This window comes from Xanthomonas euroxanthea (genome assembly GCF_903989455.1).
In the GTDB taxonomy this organism is placed as follows: domain Bacteria; phylum Pseudomonadota; class Gammaproteobacteria; order Xanthomonadales; family Xanthomonadaceae; genus Xanthomonas; species Xanthomonas euroxanthea.
The window spans coordinates 4,594,643-4,617,668 of record NZ_LR861803.1; the positions used below are offsets into that span (position 1 = coordinate 4,594,643).

Here is a 23,026-nt window from a genome sequence, read left to right on the forward strand (position 1 = left end):
CGCTCAGCGCGCGTCCAGCCGCCGGTGCACGGCATGGCTTGAAAGGCGCGATCGGGCCGCCGGGCAGCGGACGCCGCACGCACGCCCTGTGGCAGATCCACAGTGGCGAGCAGCCAGCGGGCCGCCGCCGGAACAGGGCGCGTGCGTCGTGCCCTAGGCTGCCCCGGCGTTCGATGGCGATGCCGGCGCCCGCTGGCGGCGATCGCCTGCCGTGTTGCAGGCAGGACACGCTGATCCGGGCAGACAGGCCGCCGCGGGCGGCATAATGCACCTCTCAACGGAGAGTGCGCATGCATAGCGGTGGTCTGGAACTGGCTCTGGTGCTGATGCTGGCCGCCATCGTGGCGGTGCCGGTGTTCAAGCGCTTCGGCCTGGGCGCGGTGCTGGCCTACCTGGTCGCCGGTGTGGTGCTCGGCCCCGACGGCGTAGGCGTGGTGCAGGATGCCGAGCGCATCAGCGGCGCGGCCGAGATCGGCGTGGTGATGCTGTTGTTCGTGATCGGCCTGGAACTGTCGCCGGCACGTTTGAAGGTGATGCGGCATTCGGTGTTCGGTGCCGGCGCCACCCAGGTGGTGGTGACCACGCTGATCCTGGGCGGCCTGCTGATGCTCGGCAACCTGGGCTGGAAAAGCGCGTTGATCGTCGGCGTGGCGCTGGCGTTGTCGTCCACCGCGGTGGGGCTGCAGCTGCTGGCCGAACGCAAAGCGCTCAATAGCGACTACGGGCGCCTGGCATTTGCCATCCTGCTGTTCCAGGACCTGATCGCCATTCCGCTGCTGGCGGCGATTCCGCTGCTGGGCGGCAGCAAGAACGCCACCCTGGAATGGCAGGACGTGGCCAAGGCGGTGGCGGCGCTGGCGCTGGTGATCCTGTGCGGGCGCTTCGTGCTGCGCTATCTGTTCAACATGGTGGCACGCACGCGCATGCCGGAAGTGTTCACCGCCAGCGCCTTGCTGGTGGTGCTGGGCACCGCCTGGATCATGCAGGAAGCCGGATTGAGCGCCAGCCTGGGCGCGTTTCTGGCAGGCGTGCTGCTGGCCGATTCGGAATTCCGCCACGAGCTCGAATCGCAGATCGAGCCGTTCGAAGGTTTGCTGCTGGGACTGTTTTTCATCTCGGTCGGCATGGGCATCGACCTGAACCGGGTGGTCGCCGAGCCGTGGCTGATCGCCAGCGGCGTGGCGATCCTGCTGGTGGTGAAGTTCTCGCTGCTGGTCGGGATCGGCAGCGTGGCCAGACTGCCGCTGCGCAGCAGCCTGATGCTGGGCAGCGTGTTGTGGCTGGGCGGCGAATTCGCCTTTGTGGTGTTCAACGAGGCCGATCGCGTCGGCTTGCTGGAGCGCGCCAACCACGACCGGCTGGTGGCCATTGTCGGTGTCTCGATGGCGTTGACGCCGCTGTTGCTGCTCGGCATGCAGCGCATCCTCAACGGGCCGCTGCGGCTGCACGCGCCCACGTCCGATCGCCCGTTCGACGCCATCGATGCGCAAACGCCCAAGGTCCTGGTCGCCGGCATGGGCCGCTTCGGCCAGGTCGTGGCGCGCCTGCTCACCGCGCGGCATGTGCCGTTCGTGGCGCTGGAACACAATCCGGACACCGTGGAGGACTTGCGCCGCTTCGGCAGCCAGTTGTACTACGGCGACCCCACCCGCCCGGAACTGCTGCGCGCCGCCGGTGCCGACCGCATCAAGGTGTTCGTGATCGCGGTGGACGACCCGGAAACCAACATCAAGGCGGTGCGGCTGATCCGCCGCCTGTACCCGCAGGCCACGGTGCTGGCACGTGCACGCAATCGCCAGCATGCCTGGAAGCTGATGGACCTGGGCGCCGAACCGTTCCGCGAGGTATTCGCCTCCAGCCTGGAACTGAGCGAACGCGTGCTGACCTCGCTCGGGCTGGGCGAGGCGGTGGCCAAGGAGCACGTCAAACGGTTCCGCCAGCACGACGAAGAGTTGTTGCATCGCCAGCATCTGGTCTATGACGACGAAGCCAAGGTGATCCAGACCTCGCGCGATGCACGCGCGGACCTGATGCATCTGTTCGAAGCCGACGTCAAGGCCGATGTGGACGGCGAGCCCGCACCCACCACGCTTGATCGCTGAGCCCTTCGTAGGAGCGTGCCCGCGCGCGACGGGGCTTTACCGATAACGCCTCGTCGCGCGCGGGCACGCTCCTACGCGGATGTGGTGCATCTTTCGTCAGCGTTAGCTGCGCAGTCGATGCTTGAAGACGACCTGCACGCGAGCATTCGATCGCGTCCAAGTCCTAAGCCGATGCGGATGGCGAACCTGCACCAACCACCCACAATCGCTGCCCTGTTCGTAAGAGCGTGCCTGCGCGCGACCCGGGCGTTACCGATAAAGCCCGTCGCGCGCGGGCACGCTCCTACGTGGAGCTGCGGCGGCTGTATGCCGCTCGCATCCCTCAGCGGCGTGGCGTGCGCGCCGCAGTCTTGCTGGTCGACTTCTTCGCTGCGCGCTTGCCTGCCCCGGTCTTGCCGGCGGTCTTTGCGACCTTGCCGGTTGCGCGTTTGCTCACGGCTTTCTTTGCCGCGTTGCCCGGCGACGTAGCCGCATCCTGCGATGATCTTGCTGCGGCCGCAGATGCGCGGTTGGCTGGCGCCTTGGTGACCTTTTCGGCTGCCGCCTTGGTGATCTTCCTGGCCGATGCCTTGGCAACCTTCTTGACCGTCTTCCCGGTGGCTTTCTTGACCGGCGTGGTGGCGCTGCCACGTGCGTCCGGTGCGCGGCGCGGCGGTGGCTTGCGGCCCGGGGTGAGCGCGCGCCAGGCGTGTCCACCATTCATGGCCAGCAAGGCATCGGCGGCCGAGGGGCCGGCGCTGCCGGCGGCGTAATTGGGGAAGTCGCTGGGCGGTTGTTTCCAGGCATCCAGGATCGGTTGCACGATGCGCCAGGCCCCTTCCACCATGGCCGCGTCCTGGAACAGGCCGGCCTCGCCGTTCATGCAGTCCTGCAGCAGGCGCTCGTAGCCCACCGTGTATTCCTTGGGGAACCAGTCGCGGTAGCGGAAGTCCATGCGCACCGGTGCCAGGCTGACCTGCGCGCCGGGGCGCTTGACGTCGAACTGCAGCGAGATGCCTTCGTCGGGCTGGATGTGCAGCACCAGCCAGTCGGGGCCGTAGCCGCCCACTTCGGTGCTGCGGAACGGCGCCAGCGGCGCCGGCTTGAAGCGGATCGCGATCTCGGTGGTGCGCTCACGCAGGCGCTTGCCGGTGCGCAGGTAGAACGGCACGCCGGCCCAGCGCCAGGTGTCGACCTGCAGCTTCATCGCCACATAGGTTTCGGTTTCCGAATCGTCCGGCACCGTGTCTTCTTCGCGATACCCCGGCACGGCGCTGCGGTTGACTGCGCCGGAGGCGTACTGGCCGCGCACCACGTCTTCGGGCTTGATCGGGCGCACTGCTTCGATCACTTCGGCGCGGCGGCGATGCATCGCCTCGGTGGTGAACGCGGCCGGCGGCTCCATCGCAATCATCGCCAGCAACTGGAACAGGTGATTGGGCACCATGTCGCGCAGGCAGCCGGTGGGATCGTAGAAGCGTCCGCGCCCCTCCACCCCGATGGTTTCGGCGGCGGTGATCTGCACATGATCGATGCGGTCGCGGTTCCATACCGGCTCGAACAGGCCATTGGCGAAACGGAACGCCAGGATGTTCTGCACGGTTTCCTTGCCGAGGAAGTGGTCGATGCGGAACACCTGATCCTCGTGCAGCACCTTGGCGACGGTGGCATTGAGCGCGACGGCGCTGGGCAGATCATGGCCGAAGGGTTTTTCCACGATCACCCGACGCCAGCCTTCGCCCTCGCGTTGCCTGACCAGCCCGGCTTCGCCCAGGTTGAGCAATACCGGCTCGAAGAAGCGCGCGGCGGTGGCCAGATAAAACAGCACGTTGCCCTGGGTGCCGTAGCGCTTGTGCAGTTTCTCCAGCGCGCCACCCAGGGTTTGATAGGCGCCCAGGTCGGTGAAATCGCCGCGCAGATAATGCATGCGCTCGCGCAGCCACTCCCAGGTGTCGGTGTCGAATTCGTCGGTCTGGAATTCGGCATCGCGGCTGCTGAGCAGCTCGGTCATCGACTGGCCCATCATCGTGCGCCACGAGCGCTCGCTGATATCGCCATGATCCATGCCGACGATGGCGAACTGCTCGCCCAGCGCGCCGGAGCGCCGCAGGTTGTACAGCGCCGGCATCACCAGGCGCTTGGTCAGGTCACCGCGTGCACCAAACACCACGATGATGCACGGCGGGGTTGTGGCTTGTTCGTTCATGGATGTGTTTCCTTTTCGCCCATGCGTCCGTGCAGGCGCAATGCCGCATTGACCAGAGCCACGTGGGAATACCCTTGCGGGAAGTTGCCAAGCATGCGTTTGCTGCGCGGGTCGTACTCTTCGGCAAGCAGGCCCACGTCATTGCACAGCCCGAGCAGACGTTCGAGCAGCATGCGTGCCTGCTCGGTGCGCCCGAGCAATGCATAGTTTTCCACCAGCCAGAAGCTGCAGGCAAGAAAGGTGCCCTCGCCGGCCGGCAGCCCGTCGGCGCTGTCGTCGGCGCGATAGCGTTCGACCAATCCATCGATGGTCAGGTCGCGTGCGATCGCATCGGCAGTGGCGGCGATGCGCGGATCCTCGGCCGGCAGGAACCCGACGATCGGAATCAGCAACAGCGACGCGTCCAGACGGTCGGAACCGTAGCTCTGCACGAAATGCCCGTCCGGGTGCACGCCCTTCTCCAGCACTTCTGCGCGGATTTCCTCGGCGATACGGCCCCAGTGCGCGCGCTTGGCCGCATCGGCATTGGTGATGCCATCGCGCGCGCCGCAATCGAAGGCCAGCCAGGCCATGACCTTGGAATGCACGAAATGACGGCGCTCGTCGCGGATTTCCCAGATGCCTTCGTCGGGCAGGCGCCACAGCGTTTCCAGCGTCTCCAGCACTTTTTCCAGCAACGATGCCGACGAGCCGTCGGCGTCGGACAGCGGTGCCACGCCCTTTTCGCGCGCGTAGTGGAACGCGCCGATCAACTCGCCGTAGACGTCGAGCTGGAACTGATCCACCGCCCCGTTGCCGATACGCACCGGGCTGGAGTTTTCATGGCCGGGCAGCCAGTGCGCTTCCCATTCCTGCAGCCGGCGCTCGCCGGCGATGCCGTAGAGCGCCTGCAACTGGTCCGGCGACCCGGCGATGGCACGCTGTACCCAATCGCGGAAGGCCTCTGCTTCGTCGCGATACCCGGCCTGCAGCAGGGCGATCAGCGTGAACACCGAATCGCGCAGCCAGCAGTAGCGGTAATCCCAGTTGCGGGTGCCGCCCAGATGCTCGGGCAACGAGGCCGTCGGCGCAGCGACGATGCCGCCAGTGGGCAGATAGCTGAGCCCTTTCAACACCACCAGCGAGCGACGCACCTGCTCGGTCCAGGGGCCAACATCGGTACAGCGACGTGCCCAGCCATGCCAGAACGCGGCCGTGCGTTGCAGCGCCTGTTCCGGATCGATCGCCGTCGGCGTGGGCTGATGCGACAGGCCATGGCTGAGCAGGAACCAGGTGCTCTGGCCCTGACGCAGCGTGAAGTCGGCTTCGGTGCCCATGTCCTCGCCATGCAGCGCCTGCGGCGAGCGCAGGGCGAGCTGGTCGGGCCCGGCGATGGCACGGATGCCGCCATCGATACGCGTCACCCAGGGCACGGTGCGGCCGTAGTTGAAGCGGAAGGTCAGGCGCATGTGCATCGGCACCTCGCCCTGCACGCAACGCACGATCCGCACCAGGTGCTGGTGGCCGTCGCCTTCCTCGCTGGCGACCATGAAGTCGACCAGTTCCACCGTGCCGGTGTCGGTGTGCATGCGCGTGCACAACACCAGGCTGTCGTCTTCATAGGTACGTTCACTGCGAAAGTCGCCGGCCGGCGACAACGCCCATTGCCCGTGCTGCTCATCGCCCAGCAGGGATGCGAAAAACGCGTCGGAATCGAAACGTGGCAGACACAGCCAGTCGATGGTGCCACGGTGGTCGACCAGGGCCGCGCTGTGGCAATTACCCAGCATGGCATGGTCCTCGATACGCACGCTCATCGTAGAGGCGCTTCCTTCGTGCGAGTGAAGGCCCAGTCTTGCACGCGCAGTGTCGGGATCAGGTTACGAGAACGCCGGCAGACGCAGCAATGTTGGCACCGTGTGTTCCAGGCGACGGATCAGTGCCGGGTCCATGTAGGCGTAGTCGTCGGGAATCTGCAGACAGGCCACCCGGCAATGGCGCAGATGCGCGGCAAAGCGTTTGCGCAACAGCTGCAGATGGCGACGCTCCATCACCAGCACCAGCTGCGCCTCGTGCAACAGCTCCGGGGTGAGCTGCACGTCCGCATCGGCGGCCAGCCCGGCCGACTGCGTCTGCACGCCCGGCCAGTCGGCGAACACGCGCTCGGCGGTGGGGCTGCGCAGCCGGTTGCGGCTGCACACGAACAGCACCCGCAGCGGTGCCCCGCCGCGCTGGCTCAGCGGCCTTCGCGCAGGAAGCGCGCCATCGAGGACACACCCGGCAAGGCGGGCTCGAACTGGCCGGCCACATCGATGAAGCCGCGCATGATCGCGATCTCGCGCGGGGTGCGGTTGAGCGCGTCGCGGCGGTCGGCATCGGCGCCGGCCCGCAGCAGGCGCTGCACCAGCAGCGGCAAACCGTGCAGTGCGGCCAGGTGCAGCGGGCCGAAACCGCGCTGATCGGCCACGTCCAGCGAGACGTCTTCATCGAGCAGGCGTTCGACGCCGGCCAGCACCACCTGCTCGTCGCAGGCGGTGCCGGGTTCGGCGCGCGCGCCCAGCAACAGCAGCAGGGGGCTGACCCGGCCACCGGCCAGATACTCCGGGTCGGCGCCGGCCAGCAGCAAGGTATCCAGCAGTGCCAGCAGGCGGCTCTTGTCGCGCGCGGTGAAGCCGTACAGCGCGGCGCAATGCAGCGGCGCCAGGCCCTGATCGTCGTTGGCGTGCACGTCGGCCGCCGCGGTGAGCAGGCGCGCCACGATATCCGGCAGGCCCAGCGCACAGGCCAGCATCAGCACGGTGACGCCGCCGGGCAGGCGGTGCTCGATCTGCGCGCCGGCCTGCAGCAACGCGGCCACGATCTCGGTCTGGCGCATGCTCACCGCCGCCGACAACGGCGTGGCGCCGCTATTGGCTGCGCGTTGCGGATCGGCGCCGCGACCGAGCAGATGCGCCACCACGCCGAGATGGCCGCCACCGGCCGCACGCAGCAGCGCGGTGCAGCCCTGCGCATCGACGGCGTCGACCGGCAGGCCGAGATCGATCAGGCGACGCACCGCATCGGTGTCGCCGACCATCGCGGCCGCCGGTACATCCGCCTCGCGCAGGCTGCGGTGCGGCAGCGACCAGATGCGCCAGTCCAGCCAGTCGGCCAGGTCGCGGCGGCCGATCGACAGCGCCACGCCCAATGGGGTCTGCCCGTCGGCAGCGCGCGCTTCCGGCGAGGCGCCCTGCTTGACCAGCAATTTCAGCGATGCCTCGCGGCCCAGCGCGGTGGCCAGGTGCAGCGCGGTCATGCCGTGGCTGTCGCGCGCCTCGCGGTCCACACCGTGTTCCAGCAACCACTGCTGCAGGCGCAGCCAGCCCAGCCGCACCGCCAGCGACAACGGCGGATCGCCGGCCGCCGACGCGGCGAACGGGTCGGCGCCGCGTTCGAGCAATTCCAGCGCGAACTGTTCCAGCCCGCGCGATGCCGCATCGTGCTGCACGCAGGCGCTGAGCAGCCGTGTCAGCCCGCCCGCACCGGCGGGCGAGACGCCATGGCGCAGCAGCGCCTGCAGTGCCGGCACCGCCTCCACGCCCCGCGAGAGCAGTGCAAACATCGGCACGTCGCCGCAGGCATCGCGCACTTCGGCATCGGCCCCATGGCGCAGCAGCCAGTCCACCGCATCGGCGTTCAAGGCCAGATGCGCATCGTGCAGCAGGCTGCCAAGTTCTTCCGGGCCGCACAGGCGGGCCAGCGCGACCAGGCCGTCGCGTTGACCGAACTGCAGGCCTTCGCGCAACAGCACCAGGGGCGGCCGGTCGGGCAGCAGCGCCACGCCGGGGGTCTCGCCGTGCGCATCGCTGACCGCCGCCGGCAACGGATAGGCGGGGTCGAGCAATTGCACGATCGCCCAGCGCCCGGCTTCGGCGGCCACATCCACCGCGCGCCGGCCGTGCGCATCAGCGCTGTCGGCCGGCACCTGCAGGTCGAGCAGGCGCCGGATCAGGGCTGGCGACACGTTGTCGGCGGCGCAGGCCAGCATCACCGCGTTGCGGCCCTCGCCATCGACGGCCAGCACATCGGCCTTGCGTGCGACCAGGCGTTCGAGCACGCCGCTCCGTGCCTGCCGCGCCGCATCCAGCCACGGCGTGCGACCGAGCAGGTCGCGCGCTTCCAGATTGGCACCGGCTGCGAGCAGTGCCTCGACGATGTCGCCGTGCCCGGCCAGTGCGGCTTCGTGCAGGGCGCTGCGGCGTTGGCGATCGCGCGCATCCACGCGCGCCTTGTGCTTGAGCAGCAGTTGCACGCCGGCCGGGTCGTCCTCCTCGGTGCCGGCCGCTGCCAGCAGCACCGGCGCGCCGCCGTCCGGTTCGGAGTGGGCGCCGCGTTCCAGCAGGAACTTGGCCAGCCGCCAGTTGCCGACCTGGCAGGCCATCGCCAGCGGCGAGTGACCTTCGTGGTTGAGCGCATCGAGCTCGGCGGCGGCATCGCGCAGCAGCGCGGCCACGCCCGGGTCGGAACTGCGCACCGCGTGATGCAGCGGCGTATTGCCGTCGTTGTCGCTGGCGCGCGGGTCCGCGCCGTTGGCCAGCAGCGTCATCACCGCGTCCGGGCGACCGTGCCAGCTGTCGCGCGTGGCGGCCAGCAACGGCGTCATGCCGCGATGCGGCTGGTTGACGTCGACACGGCGCACGATCAGCTCGCGCAGCAGGCGCAGGTCCGGCAGCACCGCGGCCAGCGCAGGCAGGCTGCGTTGGTCGCGCCACTCCGGCAGCGGCATCGCCTGCGGGTCGGCGCCGGCATCGAGCAACTGCAGCGCGCGGTCCACGCGTCCGCTGCGCGCTGCCTCGAACAGCTCGGGCACCAGTTGATGCTGGGCCACCGGCTCCAGCGGACGCGGCTCGGCCGCCGCTTCGGAAAAGAAATCGGCCGCCTGCAAGGCCGCCGGGGCGTCGCTGCGTCCCGGCGCGGCGGTGCGCTGCAACAGCAGATGGGCGGCCGGCAGCAGCACGCTGGCGGCGATCGCCAGACTCCAGCGCAAGCTGCTCGACAGCCAGCCCGGCCAGGCCAGCGCCACCACCAGCGTGCACATCGCCAGCACCAGGGCAGCGGCGAGCAGGCCGCGCCAGGCGTGCAACTCCTGCGTCGCCAGCGCATGCCAGCGCGGGGCCAGGGCGCCGCCATCGCGCTCGACCTCGCCCCACAGCGGCCAGGTCCGCCACAGCCCGAGCAGCGCAGCGCTGACCGCCACACTCAGGGCCAACGCGGCAGCCAGGCTGCCGCTGTCGCGCAGGGCGGTCAGCGGCCAGCTGATCAGGGCGGCCAGCGCCAGCAGGCCCACGCCCCAGACCGTCAGCAGCGGCGGCAGGGCCTGCGCAACCGCGCGCGGCGGACTGGGCAATGCGCGGGTACCGCGCGCCCACGACACCGCCAGCGCGAACGCCGGCTGTGCCAGCCACAGCGCCACCGCGGCAACGCCGCCGCCGATGCCGCCCAGCAACGACAACGCCACGCCGGCCGCCCCGGCCAGCGCTGCGGCCCGCACGCGTGCGGCCCGTGCGGCCTCAGTCATAGTCGCACTCGCCCGCCAGCACCACCGTCTTGGGCAGCTGCAGATAGAAGCCATGCTTGCCGAGTGCGTCGCGCACCGTGGCCACGTCGGCCTGCGCCAGGCGGCGCTCGGGCGTCAACGCCACCTCCAGCACGAACGCGAACGGCGCCAGCTGCGCGTGCACGGCGGCGGGAAGACCGGAGAAGTCGTCGCGCGTGGCGAGATAGACGAAGGTGTCCTGCTTGCGTTGGCTTTTATAGACGTAGGCGTGCATGCGCGCGTGGTCGCGCTCGATCGGCAAGTATGTCGCAGGATTGTGTCCCAATTGCGCCGATGGCGAAAGCGCGGCAGCACGCGAAAAGTCCTGCCCCGTCAGCGACATGACCGGCACGTTCAGTTGCGCCATCGACGGGAGGCAGACCCGCCATCGATATACTGAGCCCACTTTTTGCCAGCAGACCACCGTGAGCCAAGCGCAGCATCCGTCCCAGATGGCCCCGGTCGCCGTCACCGCCTTTACCTCCACCACCGCGCTCGGCGCCGGGCTCGATGCCCAGGCTGCCGCCCTGACCGCTCGCCGCAGCGGCATGCGTCGCAACGATTTCGGCCCGCAGCCGCTGCCCTGCTGGATCGGCCGCGTGGAGGGCGTGGAAGACGTCGTCCTGCCGCCCCCCCTGCAAGGCTGGGACTGCCGCAACAACCGCCTGGCCTGGCTGGCCCTGCAGCAGGACGGCATGGCCGAGGCCGTGCAGGCTGCCGCGCAGCGCTACGGCGCCGAGCGCGTGGCGGTGATCATCGGCACCTCCACCTCCAGCATCGGTGCCAGCGAGGAGGCCTATACGCGCCTGGTCGAAGACGCCGACGGCGCGCGCTTCCCCGACGATCTGGATCGCCCGATCGTGCATACCCCGCACTCGCTGGGCGACTTCGTGCAGCACGCCACCGGCCTGCGCGGCCCCAGCGTGACCGTGGCCACCGCCTGTTCGTCCAGCGCCAAGGTGTTCGCCCAGGCCGCGCGCCTGATCGATGCCGGGGTGGTGGATGCCGCCCTGGTCGGCGGCGTGGATACCTTGTGCGGCAGCGTGCTGTTCGGCTTCAACTCGCTGCAGGTGGTGGCGCCGGAGCTGTGCCAGCCGTTCGATGCGCGCCGGGTCGGCCTGAGCCTGGGCGAGGCCGGCGGCTTTGCCCTGCTCGAACGCACCGCCGCCGCGCCGCACGCCACGCTGTGGCTGTACGGCTATGGCGAATCCAGCGATGCGCACCATATGTCCGCCCCGCATCCGCAGGGCCTGGGCGCGCAGCTGGCGATGCGCGATGCGCTCGATCGCGCCGGCCTGGACGCCTATGCGGTGGGCTATCTGAACCTGCACGGCACCGCCACCCCGGCCAATGACAGCGTGGAGGCGACCGCGGTGGCGGCGATCTTCCCCGCCACCCTGCACGCCAGTTCGACCAAGGCCTGGACCGGCCACACCCTGGGCGCGGCCGGCATCGTCGAATCGGTGATCGCGCTGCTGGCGCTGCGCGACGGCGTGCTGCCGGGCACGCTCAACAGCGCCGTGCCCGACCCGGCCTGCGGCCCGCAGATCCGTTTCGACAATGCCCATTCCAAGATCGATTACGCCATGAACAACTCCTTCGGCTTTGGCGGCAACAACTGTTCGCTGCTGTTCGGGCGGGCCCGCTGATGCTGGCTGCCACCATCGAGGGAATCGGCTTCTGGACCCAGGGCCTGCCGAGCTGGGAGGCTGCTGCGGCCTTCGTCCGTGACGGCACGCTGCAGGACACCGGGGCACGCCCGGCGCCGCAGCTGCTGGCCGCCAATGAGCGCCGCCGCGCACCGGACACGGTGGCGGTCTCGCTGGACGCGGCGCTGGCCGCCTGTCACGCCGCCGGCCGCGCGCCGGCCAGCCTGCCGTCGATCTTTACCTCCACCTATGGCGATCTGGCCATCTCCGACTACATGTGCACCACGCTGGCCAGCGACCCGTTGGCGATCTCGCCGACCAAGTTCCACAACTCGGTGCACAACGCCGCGGCCGGCTACTGGACCATCGGCGCCGGGGCGATGACCCCGGCCACGGCGATCAGCGCCAGCCTGGGCAGCTTCGCGCAGGGCCTGCTGGAGGCGTTGGTTCAACGCGCCGCCGGCATGGACGCGGTGCTGCTGGCCGGCTACGACGCCCGCTCGGTCGGGCCGCTGGGCCGGGTCGCACCCAGCCAGGGGCTGCTCGGCGGCGCGCTGGTGCTGGGCGCCCCCGGCCAGGCCGGCAAGCCGCAGCTGCGGGCGTGGCTGGACGACGGCACACCGACACCGGGCGAGGGCCCGTTGTCGCGGCAGGTCGCCGGCAATGCGATGGCGCCGATGCTGCCGTTGTTCGACCTGCTCGCCGCTGGCGGCGAGCGCGTGGCGCTGTACGCCGGCCCGGGCCGGGTGTTGCAGCTGGAGGTCCAGCAGTGAGCCGGCAGCCGCTGACCCGCGAGGACACCGCGATCCTGGTGCCGGCCCTGAACGAGTCGCTGCGCATCCGCGAAGTGGTCAACGATGCGCTGACCTATTGCTCGAACGTGATCGTGATCGACGACGGCTCCGATGACGGCACCGCCGACTGCATCGCCGACCTGCCGATCACCCTGATCCGGCATCCGCAGCGCAAGGGCAAGGGCGCCGCGTTGCGCAGCGGATTTGCGCAGGCGCAGCGGATGGGCATGCGCGCCGTGATGACCATGGACGGCGACGGCCAGCACAAGGCGGCCGATTTCCCGCGCCTGTTGGCCGCGGCCAACCGCCACCCCGGCTGTGTCATCGTCGGCGCACGCATGCGCAAGCGCGCCACCCAGCCCACCATCCGCCGCATCGGCAACGATTTCGGCGACTGGGGCATCGCCTGGGCCTGCGGCTTCCAGCTGGTCGACAGCCAGAGCGGCCAGCGGCTGTATCCGGCCTCGGTATTCACCCTGCCCGACGTGCCCGGCGAAGGCTTCGTGTTCGAAGCGCAGCTGCTGATTTCCGCCGCACGCCAGGCCGGCGCGCGCGTGGTCGCGGTGCCGATCGAAACCCGCTACGCCGGCACCTCGCCGGGCACCTTCCGCAAGAGCCATTTCCGGCTGGTGCGCGACCTGTGGGAGATCACCTCGCACGTGGTCGTGCAGGCCTGGAGCTACGGGCATATCTGGCGCGAGTACCGCCGCGTGCGCGCCAACCCGGTGCTGATCGACGACGCCGACGGCGAATTTGCTACTGTGCCTGCGGTGACAACCAACAAGCCATCCCCATGAATGCACAGCGTGCCGATGTCGTTATCACCGGTGGTGGCCTGGCCGGCCTGAGCCTGGCGCTGCAGCTGCGCCAGCGCGACCCCGAACTGGCGATCACCGTGCTGGAGCGCCGTGCGCATCCGGTGCGCGAGGCCGCGTTCAAGGTCGGCGAATCCACGGTGGAAATCGGCGCGCATTATTTTGCCGACGTGCTGGGCCTGCGCGAGCACCTGGAGACCGAGCAGATCCGCAAGTTCGGTTTCCGCTTCTTCTTTTCCGACAGGCGCCAGGACATCGACCGCTGCACCGAGCTGGGCGTCAGCCAGATCCTGCCGACGCCGTCGTGGCAGATCGACCGCGGCCGCTTCGAGAATTTTCTCGGCGAGCGCGCCCGCGCGCAGGGCATCACGTTTGTCGACGGCTGCAGCGTCAAGGGCGTGGACTTGGCCGATGACGATGCCGACCACGCCGTGCGCTACGAGCGCGCAGGCGAGGCCGGCACGCTGCGCGCACGCTGGGTGGTGGATGCCAGCGGCCGCGCCGGCCTGCTCAAGCGCAAGCTCGGCCTGGCGCAGGACAACGCGCACGACGCCAATGCAGTGTGGTGGCGCGTGGAAGGCCTGATCGACCCCAATGGCTGGTCGCAGGACAGCAGCTGGCTGCAGCGCTGCACGCCGCCGGATCGCTGGCGCTCGACCAACCACATGTGCGGGCCGGGCTACTGGTTCTGGTTGATTCCGCTCTCCTCCGGCGCGCATTCGCTGGGCATCGTCTGCGATGCGGCCATGCATCCGCTGGACACGATGAACACCCACGACAAGGCGATGACCTGGCTGCGCACGCATCAGCCGCAGGTCGCCGCCACGCTCGACAAGGCCGACTACCGGCTGCAGGACTTCCTGTTCCTGCGCAACTTCTCCTATGGCTGCACGCAGGTGTTCTCGCCGCAGCGCTGGGCGCTGACCGGCGAAGCGGGGTTGTTCCTGGACCCGTTCTATTCGCCCGGCAGCGACTTCATCGCAATTTCCAATACCTACATCTGCGAACTGATCGGCCGCGACCGCGCCGGCAGATCGCTCAGCCCGTATGTCGAGCTGTATCAGCAGCTGTATTTCTCGTTCTACGAAAACACCCTGACCCTGTATCAGGATCAGTACGCCCTGTTCGGCGATGCGCAGGTGATGCCGGTCAAGGTGATCTGGGATTACACCTACTATTGGTCGCTGCTGGCGCCGCTGTTCTGCAGCGGACGGATCGCCGACCTCAGCCTGCTCTCGCGCATGAAGGCGGATTTTTTCTACGCGCGCGACATGAATCTGGCGATGCAGCGTGTGCTGCACGACTGGGGCCAGCACAACACCGCACAAGGCCTGGCCAGCAACGATGGGCGCCTGCTCGATCAATACCTGATCGGCTGGTTCAACGAACTCAACGGCGCCTTGCACGACACCCTCGACGACGATGCCTTTGCCGCACGCATCCACCGCAATGTCGCGCAGATGGCGGTGCTGGCGCGAGAGATCCTGCACAAGGCGCGTCAACGCCATGCCGGACTGCCGGACCATGGATTGGACGCCTTGACCGCCAACGCCGTCGGCGAACCCATCCTCACCGCCGCCTGGTACGCCGACGCAGCGTAAGCTTGAAGACCGTGCCGGCGACGGCGCGTTTTTTCTGGATCCGCGCCAGCTTGATTCAAATGCCGGATCGGAAGACGCCGATCAAACCGCAACGCATCGAACGGCCGCGCGAGGTGCATTGCTTGCACAGGCACACCACCCATCTCGCCCGGTCCTTGCCCGCCCACCGTCGCGGGCTCTTACGCGGCATGGATGCCGCGTAAGAGCCTCCATGGACGGATTCACGGCGTGTCCCGCGATGGTGGGCGGGCAAGGGCCTGCAGCAAACTCGCAGCGGCGAGGACACCGCACCTGCCAACCTGGTCGTGCGCTGATGGGAACCACACTAGCGCGCCTACCTGGGGGAGGCATCGTCGTTCTATCAGCGGCTCTCAGCCCATTCCACCATTGATGCCGATGACCTGGCCGTTGATATAGCCAGCTGACTCCGAACACAGGAACGCAACCAATGCAGCCACTTCGTCGGGCTTGCCGACGCGGCCGGCCGGCACCAGTTGCTTGACCACCTCCGGCGCGAAGCTTTCGCCGACCATCTCGCTTTCGATCACGCCCGGCGCGACCACGTTGACGGCAATGCCGCGGCTGGCCATCTCGCGTGACAGCGATTTGCTGGCGCCGTGCAAGGCGGCCTTGGCCGCGGCGTAGTTGGTCTGCCCGCGATTTCCCAGCACTGCCGCCACCGACGACACGCTGACGATACGGCCCCAGCGCGTACGCGCCATCGGCAGCAGCAACGGCTGGGTGACGTTGAAGAACCCGTGCAACGACACGTCGATGACCCGATGCCACTGTTCGGCGTTCATGCCGGCCATCGGCGCATCGTCGTGGATGCCGGCATTGTTGACCACGATCTGGATCGGGCCGACCTCCAGCAGTCTTGCCAGCGCCGCTGCACTGGCCTGCGCATCGGCCACATCGAACGCCACCGCCTCGGCACTGCCGCCGTCGGCCACGATCGCTGCGACCACCTCGTCGGCGCGGGCGAGATTGCGATTGGCGTGCACGATCACATGGCGACCCTGCGCCGCCAGGTGACGGCTGATCGCACCACCGAGATCGCCGCTGCCGCCGGTGACCAGCGCGCGGCGCTGTGGAATGGATGTGCTCATGGACGCCTCGATGGAAGCCGCAGAAATGACGGCGGGAAGAGCCTCATCCTAACGACTGGCAGCAAGTGCAGGAATAGATCGCCCGCATTGATCGCCCACATTCGGCAGGAGCGTGCTTGGGCGCGATGAGGCTTCAACGGCAACGCTTCATCGCGCGCAAGCGCGCTCCTACGGGGCCCGCCCGGCGACCAGCATCACCGTGGCGCGGCCTTCGGCGAGCAACTGCCCCTGGTGGGTCAGGCGAAAACTGTATTGCTGGCTGTCGTCGGCCTGCATCAATACCACTGCTTCGCATTCGATCGCAGCAGGAAGGTCGTCCAGATAGGCCAGATGCAACTCCACGCCTCGCAGGGCGACCAGCATGCCCAGGCGCGCTGGCTGGCTGGGATCATGCCCCAGCAAGCCGCCATGCACCGCCATCGCCTGCGCACCGTATTCGCACAGGTGCAGCGCGCGCAGGCGGCCATCGGCGCGCAACGGATGCGTGTCGCTGCGATGCGCGTGACTGCGCAGCACGATGCGCTGTGCATCCCAGTCGACCACCTCTTCCCACAGGCACATGCTGCCCTGGTGCGGAATCAAGGCGGCAATCGCGTCACGTCCCTGCATGTGCACCTCCACTTCTTGCGCGCTCCAGCGCCGGCTCGCGCGACACCAGCAAGGCCAGGATGAAGTTGAACAACACCCCCAACGCCACCGTGCTGCCGATCGCCCGCAACACCGGGATGCTGGAGGCAGCCAACAACGCGAACACCAGCAAGGTCATCAGGCTGCACACGATCAAGGCATGCAAGGTGCGCAGCTGGTCGGCGTGATCGTCGCCTGCATGGTCGAAGAACAATGCGTAATCCAGGCCCAGGCCTGCCGCCAGGATCAGCGCGATCAGGTGGAACAGGTTGAGCTCCACCCCCATCCCGCGCAGGATCGCCAGGATCAGCACCGTGGTCAGCGCCATCGGCAGCAACACGCGCACGATCCGGCGCGGGCTGCGCAACGCGATTGCCACCGTCACCGCCAGCAGCAGCGCAGCCAGCCCCAGCGCGCCGAGCACACGCCCACGATAGGCGGCAACCAGCGATTCGGAGGCATCCTTGAGATCCAGCAATTGCGCGCCGCTGCCTTGCACGGCGGCAGCCACCACCGACGGATCGCGCAGGCCGGTCAACGACACCAGCGCGGTGCTGCGATCGCCGCGCCCCAGCAGCAGCCCGCCGACCGAGGTCGCCAGCGGCGAACCGGCCAGGTCCTTCGGCAACAGCGGGGCGGCACGCTTGGCAGCGTCCAGGTCCTGCAGGAATGGCGCGAACGCATCGCTGCGAAACGGCGTGGCCGCCACCGCACTGTCGGTCAATGCGCGCGCTTGCGCAGCATCCGGCAACGCGGCCTGACGCGCACGCTGGGTCTTGATGCTGGGCAGATAGCGTGCAGCCATGTCGTAACCGGTCAGCGCGCCGTCGCGCACCAGCGCATCCAGGCGCGGGCGCAACTGCTCGCTGGCCTGCAGCGCTGCCTCGTCGCTGGCGGCAGGCAATGCGAGCACGTAGCGCACGTCGGGGGCGCCCAGTTCCTGGCGCAGCTGCGTGTCCTGCGCCAACGCCTTGGGCGGCACCGGGGTCAGCTTCGACAGATCGTTCTGCCAGAACTGACCTGGCGCGAACGCGATCACCGCGATGCCGATCAGCGCAATCACCGCCAGACTGATGCGCGGCCGTGGCAGCCGCGCGATGCCACGCCACAGCGCGGCGAGGATGCGCGAATCGGCGTAGTCGCGCGGCGCCGGGTCGATCAACGCCGGCAACAGCCACCGGGTGGTGATCGCGGCGGTCGCCAGCCCGGCGATGGTGAACACCGCCAGCTGCCGCAAGCCGTCCACACCGGAAAACAGGAAGGTCACATAGGCAATGCAGGTCGACACCACGCCGGTGGCCAGCGTCGGCCATAGATGGCGCGCGTTGTCGCGCGGATCCAGGCCGGGACGCTGATGGCTGAACAGGTGGATCGGGTAATCCTGCACCACGCCGATCAGGGTGAAGCCGAATGCCACGGTGATGCCGTGCACGCCCTCGAACAACACGGCCACCGCGCCCAGACCGGCCAGGCCGGCACTGGCCAACGGCAGCACGCCGAGCACCGGGATCTTCCAGCTGCGGTAGGCGACCAGCAGCAACAGCACCAGCCCCACCGTATCCAGCGTACCGATCCATTGCGCCTCGCCCTGCGTGCGCGCGGTGATTTCCACCGCAAAGGCGCCGGGGCCGGTCAGGACGAGCTGCGTCGAGGTGCCCTGGCTGACCTTGGCAAACGCCGTCCGCACCGCGTCGTAGGCCAGCTGCTGGCCGGTGGGATCGAAGCCGGCTGCGCGCGTCTGCGCGATCAGCAAGGCCGAGGTGCCGGCACGGTCGAACCACACCGCGTTGCGCGTCTGCGGCGCCGCGGCCGGCTGCAGGGTTTCGGCCAGATGCAGTACTTCCAGCGTCGGGTCGCGCGGCAACAACGGCTCCACCATCGCAGCGGCAGGTGAGCCCAGATCCTGCACGCGCGACTGCAACGCCGCCTGCAGGGTGCGCGCGTCCAGCGGCGCGGCGTCGAAGCTGTCGCTGAGCAGATAGCGATACGGCAGCAGGCGCTCGGGGATCGCATCCAGGCCCGCAGTGCCGCCATTGCCAACCAGCTCGAACAGTTGCGGCTGTGCAGCCAGGGCCTGCTGCAGTGCCTGCGACTGCGCGGCCAGCGTGGCCGGGTCGCTGTTGGACAGCGCCATCAGCAACAGGCGCGAGCCGGGGCCTTCGCCCAGTTCCTCGATCAGCAGTTTCTGCGCCGGCGTGCGCGGGGCGGGCATGAACTTGCGCAGGTCGCCGGTGACCTTGAGCGTCTCGCTCAACCAGAACCCGGCCACCGCCAGCAAGGCCAGCCACAGCAGCGCCAGGCCGATGCGGCGGTTGGCATTCAACTCAAATGCCATGTATCAGCTCCAGCTGCGTGGCCGAACGTGCACCGGGCGCACGCGCGGCATCGGGCAGCAACAGTGCTTTCAGTGTGCTGAGGGCGGGCATGAACTTGCGCAGGTCGCCGGTGACCTTGAGCGTCTCGCTCAACCAGAACCCGGTCACCGCCAGCAAGGCCAGCCACAGCAGCGCCAGGCCGATGCGGCGGTTTGCGGTCAACTCAAACGCCATGCGCAAGCCTCCAGTGCCAGCGGAACGTGCACCGGCCGCACGCGCGGCATCGGGCTGTGCGGGCGCCTTGCTGGCGCCGCAGGCGCGCTGCGTCACGCGCCCGACCCGTGGCACAGCGTGGTCAGCGCCGCCGCATCGGTCACGCGTGCAGCCTCGCGCGCGGCACCGGCCAGCAGCGTGCGCTGCACCTCGCCCTTGGCCGGCAGGCTTTCGATGCAGCGCAACTCGTCATTGCGCCCGTACAGCCGCAACTCGCGTACCTGCCTGGCGACAGCGGCGTCCTTGGGCTGCAGGGTCAATGCCCAGGATTGCAGCTGGCCCTGCCCGCTGATGCGGTAGTGCTGCTCCAGCAGCGCGCGGTCGCCGGCCAGCAATGCGCCGAAGCCGGACTTCAATCCGGCCAGCTCGGGCACGCGGCTGAGCGCAAAACGCCGCGGCGCCTTGCCTTCGCGTTCCAGCACGCCTTGGTCGCCTTGCAACGTGGTGGTCTCGCGATACGGTGCGCTGACCTCGCGCACCAGCGTCTGTGCGTCCGGACGCCGGTAGTAGCCCTGCACGCGCAGCGGCGTCTTCAGCAGGGCCGAGCCACGCAGTTCGACGAACTCGGTGCTGACCGGTACGGGGCGAGCCAGGCGCTGCAGCACCTGGCCCACGTCCAGCGTCTCAGGCGGTGCGGCGCATAGCGGTGCGGCGCTGAACAGCAGTATCAGCATCCACGGCAGGGTGCGGCACATCGGCATGGTGGGTGTTCCAGAAATCGTAAAAGTTGAACCAGTTGTACGGCGCGTAGCGGGTGTAATGTTCCAGCCTGGCCGCGTAATCGCGCATGAGTACCGCCAGCACCGGCGCACGCTGGCGGCGTGGCACGTCCAGGCCTTCGCTGAAGGTCTCGAACGCCAGCTCGTAATGATTGCCGCCGCGATACAGGCCGAACGCCAGCACCACCGGCACCTTGAGCGCTGCGGCGATCAGCCACGGCGAGGTCGGGAACATCGCGTTGCGGCCGAGGAACATCGCCGGCAATGCCGGGTCGCCCTCGCGCGGGCGGTCGATCAGCAGCGCGACCAGCGCGCCGGCATCGGTGGCGTCCTTGATCGCCATGACGATCGAGGTCGCGTCCATGCCGGCATCGATGATGTTGGCCGCCAGCTGCGGATTCAGCGCGCCCAGCAGCTCGGTCATGGCGCGGTTGTGCGCCTTGTCCAGCACCACCTTGACCTGCACGTCCGGCCGCTCGGTGGCCAGCACGCGCAGCGCATCGAAGCTGCCCAGGTGCGAGCCGAAGATCAGCACGCCGCGGCCGCGGTCCATCTGCGTATGCAGCTGATCCAGCCCGGTGATGTCGACCCGGAAGCGCTGCATCTGCCCGCACAGCATGTACACGCGGTCCAGAATCGTCGAGGCAAAGGTGTGGATATGCCGCGCCACGTCGCGCAGCGTGGCCGGGCGATCCAGCACGTGGGTCAGATAGGCACGCGAGGCGCTGCGCTCGGGCGCACGCACCAGCAGGAAGTACAGCGTGATCGGGTACAGCAGCGCGCGTCCCACCGCGCGCCCGGCGTGCTGGGCGATGCCGCGGATCAGCCACAGCGCGAAACGTCCGCCGCCTTCGGGACGTTGCTTCCACTGGCTGCTCATTGCGCCGCCTCCGCCACCAGTTCGCCGCTGACCAGCAGCTCGTCGGCGCGCTGCACGCGAAAGCGCCAGCGCGGGCCAACGCCGTCCAGCGTGATCGATGCCACCTGCCCCGGCAGCAACGGCCGCACGAACTTCACCTGCGGCAGGCGCGCCGCCGCGCGTGGGCCATGGGCGGCTTCCACTGCCTGCAGTACATGGTCGAGCACGACCACGCCAGGCACCACGGGACGCCCCGGAAAGTGCCCGGGCAGGCAGGGATGATCATGCGGCACGACAAAATCCATAAGCGGGCAACTCAAATCCTGGGTTGAAGCATTGCAGCCACGGCGTCATGTGCCTGCTCGGTCAATTGCTGGCGATCCGGCGCATCCGGCCCGGTCACCGGGATCGGATCGCCGATACGCACACGGATGATGCCCGGGCGCACCCTGAACACACCCTCCACCGGCAGCACCTTGCCGCAGCCATCCAGCGCCACCGGCACCACCGGCACGCCAGCATCGATAGCGGCCTGCAACAGCCCGGCCTTGAACGGCAACAATGCGCCGCTGCGGCTGCGGGTACCTTCGGGAAACAGACACAACTGTTTGCCCTCGCGCAGTAGCGCCGCTGCCTGCCGGCGCACCATCGCCCCAGCACGCCGGCTGTCGCGGTCCAGGAACAGCATGCCGGTGGCCCGCGCATACCAGTTCACGAACGGCACCTTGAGCATCTCGTCCTTGAGCAGGAACCGCAGCGGCACCGGCAAGGCGTAGAACAACGCGCAGATATCGATGACCGACTGGTGGTTGCTGACGAACAGATAATTCCTGGACCAGTCCACGCGCTCGCGGCCTTCCACGATCACCTTGGCGCCGGCGCCGCGAAACAGCACCGGCGACCACATCCAGGCGCCCATGCGCAGCAGGCGGTCGGCATCGCGCGTGATCGCCAGCAGCACCAGGGCATAGACGATTCCGCCAGCGGTAAACGTCAGCGTGAAGGCCAGTTGCAGCAGATTGAACACGGCCCACGCCAGGCGCGACGGCATCCTTGCCAACGGCATTTTTGTCTTGTCCCCGAAAATGTGCACGTACGTCGCTGCCCTGGCCACGCACTCAGCGCAGCAGATCGCGCCAGAATTCCGGCCCGAGCCGCGCCATCTGGCGCAAGAAGTCTGGCAGATTACGATAGGGGCGCTGTGGAAACCAGCGGCCGCGCAAGAGATATTCGCCCACGAAGAATCCGCCAACCACCCCGTACGCCAGCAGATTGGCGAACAACGACGCGCGCGCGTCGCTGATCGGCAGCGGCGAGGCGTGGCCCAGTTGCGCCAGCACGCCACTGGGTTCGGCGCACAGGCCCAGCACCAGGTTGACCAGGGTCAGCGCGCACAGCAGCAACGCCCAGGCCAGGGTGAGGCGGCGCGTGTAGCGGTATTGCTCCGGGGTGATCGGCATGCCGGCCTGGCGATACAGCCCTTCGACAATGCGGCTGATCAGCGGCGTGCGCCCGCGGCGCAGGCTGCGCCCGAAGAACCAGGCGATCCAGCCGGTGAACACCACCGGCGGCGCGGCCAGCACCAGCATCGCGTACGGCGAGTGCCACAACGCGCTCAGGCCCAGCAAGGTCAGCACGGCCAGCGCCCAGGCCCAGGCGCGGCGCGCGACCATCGGCTCGATCAGCACCATCAGCACCAGCAAGGCCCCGGCGATGACCGCCAGGTCCGGGCGATGGCTGGCGTTGGCCCAATGCGCCAGCGGCGAATACGCCACCGCCAGCAGCACGCCCAGCCCCAGCACCCACGGGGGCGCATCGGCAGGCGCTGCAGTTGGCAGGTCAGACGGTCTTGTTGGCTTGGACATGCGCCGACAATGCGCGCAGCGACGCGAAGATGCGACGGTTCTCGTCATTGTCCGAGCGCAGCTGGAAGCCGTAGCGCTTGCTGATCGCCAGCGCCAGTTCCAGCGCGTCGATCGAATCCAGCCCCAGCCCGGTATTGAACAACGGCGCCTCCGGATCGATGTCGGCGGGCTGGACGTCTTCCAGGTTCAGGCTTTCGACCAGGAGTTCGGCCAGTTCACGTTCGGCAGCGGTTTGCGAGGACATCCAGAGAGCTTCCAGGTGAGGGTCGGGCGACAGGATCAGAGCGAGGGACTTCAGCACAACCACCACAGCGTCACAGACAACCGTCAGGTCGGCGTGGGCGATTGCGCAACACAGTGTACGTTGCCGTGCCGGCCGATTCCGAGCACTCGCCGCGGCTGCCTTGCGGCCGCATTGTCGATGGCGTCGATCGTTCTGCAACAGCGATTCGGCGGCCGGCATACCTGTCCGGGCCGCCGGTCAGGCTATCATGACTGCATGACGCTCGCCCGCTGCAGGTTCGTTCCAGGATGACTTCCACTGCTGTTCGCCCCACCC

General features: G+C 68.5%; 21 protein-coding genes. 6 read left to right on the top strand and 15 right to left on the bottom strand.

Annotated features, from left to right (window positions below; all coding sequences use genetic code 11):
* Positions 1-290: 290 nt before the first annotated feature.
* On the top strand, positions 291-2,102 hold the full coding sequence (locus H7A86_RS19210; protein WP_104650313.1) for a monovalent cation:proton antiporter-2 (CPA2) family protein: 1,812 nt from the start codon (positions 291-293) through the stop codon (positions 2,100-2,102).
* A 322-nt stretch (positions 2,103-2,424) separates the two neighbouring features.
* Here the strand turns inward: H7A86_RS19210 and zwf are convergent, their stop codons facing one another.
* The 5 genes from zwf to H7A86_RS19235 all read right to left on the bottom strand — a co-directional run bounded on the left by zwf (position 2,425) and on the right by H7A86_RS19235 (position 10,076).
* Entirely contained in the window at positions 2,425-4,287 is a 1,863-nt protein-coding gene (zwf, locus tag H7A86_RS19215; protein ID WP_119131579.1) for a glucose-6-phosphate dehydrogenase, read from the bottom strand.
* On the bottom strand, positions 4,284-6,083 hold the full coding sequence (locus tag H7A86_RS19220) for a glycoside hydrolase family 15 protein (protein ID WP_119131578.1): 1,800 nt from the start codon (positions 6,081-6,083) through the stop codon (positions 4,284-4,286). Before H7A86_RS19220 ends, zwf begins: the two co-directional genes overlap by 4 nt.
* A 63-nt stretch (positions 6,084-6,146) precedes the next feature.
* Positions 6,147-6,476, bottom strand: a complete 330-nt coding sequence (locus tag H7A86_RS19225) for a low molecular weight protein tyrosine phosphatase family protein (RefSeq protein WP_119131577.1) — start codon at positions 6,474-6,476, stop codon at positions 6,147-6,149.
* Positions 6,477-6,502: 26 nt separating this feature from the next.
* On the bottom strand, positions 6,503-9,823 hold the full coding sequence (locus H7A86_RS19230; protein WP_119131576.1) for an ankyrin repeat domain-containing protein: 3,321 nt from the start codon (positions 9,821-9,823) through the stop codon (positions 6,503-6,505).
* Positions 9,816-10,076, bottom strand: a complete 261-nt coding sequence (locus H7A86_RS19235; RefSeq protein ID WP_104585241.1) for a YcgL domain-containing protein — start codon at positions 10,074-10,076, stop codon at positions 9,816-9,818. Before H7A86_RS19235 ends, H7A86_RS19230 begins: the two co-directional genes overlap by 8 nt.
* Positions 10,077-10,293: 217 nt before the next feature.
* Here H7A86_RS19235 and H7A86_RS19240 point away from each other — a divergent pair, with 217 nt between their 5' ends.
* Genes H7A86_RS19240 through H7A86_RS19260 form a run of 5 tightly spaced genes read left to right on the top strand, consistent with a single transcriptional unit; the run spans position 10,294 to position 14,903 of the window.
* Positions 10,294-11,490, top strand: coding sequence for a beta-ketoacyl-[acyl-carrier-protein] synthase family protein (locus H7A86_RS19240; protein WP_119131843.1), 1,197 nt, complete (start codon positions 10,294-10,296; stop codon positions 11,488-11,490).
* Entirely contained in the window at positions 11,490-12,263 is a 774-nt protein-coding gene (locus tag H7A86_RS19245; protein WP_119131575.1) for a beta-ketoacyl synthase chain length factor, read from the top strand. Before H7A86_RS19240 ends, H7A86_RS19245 begins: the two co-directional genes overlap by 1 nt.
* Positions 12,260-13,081 (top strand): glycosyltransferase family 2 protein, encoded by an 822-nt coding sequence (locus tag H7A86_RS19250; RefSeq protein WP_104585211.1) that lies wholly within the window; start codon positions 12,260-12,262, stop codon positions 13,079-13,081. The genes H7A86_RS19245 and H7A86_RS19250 overlap by 4 nt, the downstream gene beginning before the upstream one ends.
* Complete coding sequence (locus H7A86_RS19255) at positions 13,078-14,700, top strand: NAD(P)/FAD-dependent oxidoreductase (protein ID WP_119131574.1); 1,623 nt, start codon at positions 13,078-13,080, stop codon at positions 14,698-14,700. The genes H7A86_RS19250 and H7A86_RS19255 overlap by 4 nt, the downstream gene beginning before the upstream one ends.
* A gap of 2 nt (positions 14,701-14,702) precedes the next feature.
* Entirely contained in the window at positions 14,703-14,903 is a 201-nt protein-coding gene (locus H7A86_RS19260) for a hypothetical protein (RefSeq protein WP_180707953.1), read from the top strand.
* A 168-nt stretch (positions 14,904-15,071) separates the two neighbouring features.
* On the opposite strand, the gene fabG is transcribed toward H7A86_RS19260, so the two are convergent.
* The 10 genes from fabG to xanC all read right to left on the bottom strand — a co-directional run bounded on the left by fabG (position 15,072) and on the right by xanC (position 22,711).
* Positions 15,072-15,809 (bottom strand): 3-oxoacyl-ACP reductase FabG, encoded by a 738-nt coding sequence (gene fabG, locus H7A86_RS19265; RefSeq protein WP_119131572.1) that lies wholly within the window; start codon positions 15,807-15,809, stop codon positions 15,072-15,074.
* Between the two features lie 168 nt (positions 15,810-15,977).
* Positions 15,978-16,418, bottom strand: coding sequence for a hotdog family protein (locus H7A86_RS19270; RefSeq protein ID WP_115678219.1), 441 nt, complete (start codon positions 16,416-16,418; stop codon positions 15,978-15,980).
* Positions 16,405-18,771, bottom strand: coding sequence for an MMPL family transporter (locus tag H7A86_RS19275; RefSeq protein ID WP_119131571.1), 2,367 nt, complete (start codon positions 18,769-18,771; stop codon positions 16,405-16,407). The genes H7A86_RS19270 and H7A86_RS19275 overlap by 14 nt, the downstream gene beginning before the upstream one ends.
* Positions 18,761-18,985 carry a hypothetical protein gene (locus H7A86_RS19280; protein ID WP_119131842.1) on the bottom strand — a complete coding sequence of 75 codons (225 nt, stop codon included), beginning with the start codon at positions 18,983-18,985 and terminating at the stop codon, positions 18,761-18,763. Before H7A86_RS19280 ends, H7A86_RS19275 begins: the two co-directional genes overlap by 11 nt.
* A gap of 92 nt (positions 18,986-19,077) precedes the next feature.
* The gene (locus tag H7A86_RS19285; protein WP_119131841.1) at positions 19,078-19,725 is read right to left on the bottom strand and encodes a LolA-related protein; all 648 of its coding nucleotides are present in this window, start codon (positions 19,723-19,725) and stop codon (positions 19,078-19,080) included.
* Positions 19,649-20,623 (bottom strand): lysophospholipid acyltransferase family protein, encoded by a 975-nt coding sequence (locus H7A86_RS19290; RefSeq protein WP_104585201.1) that lies wholly within the window; start codon positions 20,621-20,623, stop codon positions 19,649-19,651. Before H7A86_RS19290 ends, H7A86_RS19285 begins: the two co-directional genes overlap by 77 nt.
* Positions 20,620-20,847 (bottom strand): ApeI family dehydratase, encoded by a 228-nt coding sequence (locus H7A86_RS19295; RefSeq protein WP_232087889.1) that lies wholly within the window; start codon positions 20,845-20,847, stop codon positions 20,620-20,622. The genes H7A86_RS19290 and H7A86_RS19295 overlap by 4 nt, the downstream gene beginning before the upstream one ends.
* Positions 20,848-20,918: 71 nt before the next feature.
* Complete coding sequence (locus H7A86_RS19300) at positions 20,919-21,668, bottom strand: lysophospholipid acyltransferase family protein (protein ID WP_104585197.1); 750 nt, start codon at positions 21,666-21,668, stop codon at positions 20,919-20,921.
* A 52-nt stretch (positions 21,669-21,720) separates the two neighbouring features.
* Positions 21,721-22,404, bottom strand: a complete 684-nt coding sequence (locus H7A86_RS19305) for a COG4648 family protein (protein ID WP_164740922.1) — start codon at positions 22,402-22,404, stop codon at positions 21,721-21,723.
* 37 nt (positions 22,405-22,441) lie between these two features.
* Entirely contained in the window at positions 22,442-22,711 is a 270-nt protein-coding gene (xanC, locus tag H7A86_RS19310) for a xanthomonadin biosynthesis acyl carrier protein XanC (protein WP_005914783.1), read from the bottom strand.
* Between the last annotated feature and the right edge of the window lie 315 nt (positions 22,712-23,026).

Coding starts and splice junctions, on each gene's coding strand:
- H7A86_RS19210 (WP_104650313.1), top strand. CDS start 291: ATGCATAGCGGTGGTCTGGAACTGGCTCTGGTGCTGATGCTGGCCGCC.
- zwf (WP_119131579.1), bottom strand. CDS start 4,287: ATGAACGAACAAGCCACAACCCCGCCGTGCATCATCGTGGTGTTTGGT.
- H7A86_RS19220 (WP_119131578.1), bottom strand. CDS start 6,083: ATGAGCGTGCGTATCGAGGACCATGCCATGCTGGGTAATTGCCACAGC.
- H7A86_RS19230 (WP_119131576.1), bottom strand. CDS start 9,823: ATGACTGAGGCCGCACGGGCCGCACGCGTGCGGGCCGCAGCGCTGGCC.
- H7A86_RS19235 (WP_104585241.1), bottom strand. CDS start 10,076: ATGCACGCCTACGTCTATAAAAGCCAACGCAAGCAGGACACCTTCGTC.
- H7A86_RS19240 (WP_119131843.1), top strand. CDS start 10,294: ATGGCCCCGGTCGCCGTCACCGCCTTTACCTCCACCACCGCGCTCGGC.
- H7A86_RS19245 (WP_119131575.1), top strand. CDS start 11,490: ATGCTGGCTGCCACCATCGAGGGAATCGGCTTCTGGACCCAGGGCCTG.
- H7A86_RS19255 (WP_119131574.1), top strand. CDS start 13,078: ATGAATGCACAGCGTGCCGATGTCGTTATCACCGGTGGTGGCCTGGCC.
- fabG (WP_119131572.1), bottom strand. CDS start 15,809: ATGAGCACATCCATTCCACAGCGCCGCGCGCTGGTCACCGGCGGCAGC.
- H7A86_RS19270 (WP_115678219.1), bottom strand. CDS start 16,418: ATGCAGGGACGTGACGCGATTGCCGCCTTGATTCCGCACCAGGGCAGC.
- H7A86_RS19275 (WP_119131571.1), bottom strand. CDS start 18,771: ATGGCATTTGAGTTGAATGCCAACCGCCGCATCGGCCTGGCGCTGCTG.
- H7A86_RS19280 (WP_119131842.1), bottom strand. CDS start 18,985: ATGGCGTTTGAGTTGACCGCAAACCGCCGCATCGGCCTGGCGCTGCTG.
- H7A86_RS19285 (WP_119131841.1), bottom strand. CDS start 19,725: ATGCCGATGTGCCGCACCCTGCCGTGGATGCTGATACTGCTGTTCAGC.
- H7A86_RS19290 (WP_104585201.1), bottom strand. CDS start 20,623: ATGAGCAGCCAGTGGAAGCAACGTCCCGAAGGCGGCGGACGTTTCGCG.
- H7A86_RS19300 (WP_104585197.1), bottom strand. CDS start 21,668: ATGCCGTTGGCAAGGATGCCGTCGCGCCTGGCGTGGGCCGTGTTCAAT.
- xanC (WP_005914783.1), bottom strand. CDS start 22,711: ATGTCCTCGCAAACCGCTGCCGAACGTGAACTGGCCGAACTCCTGGTC.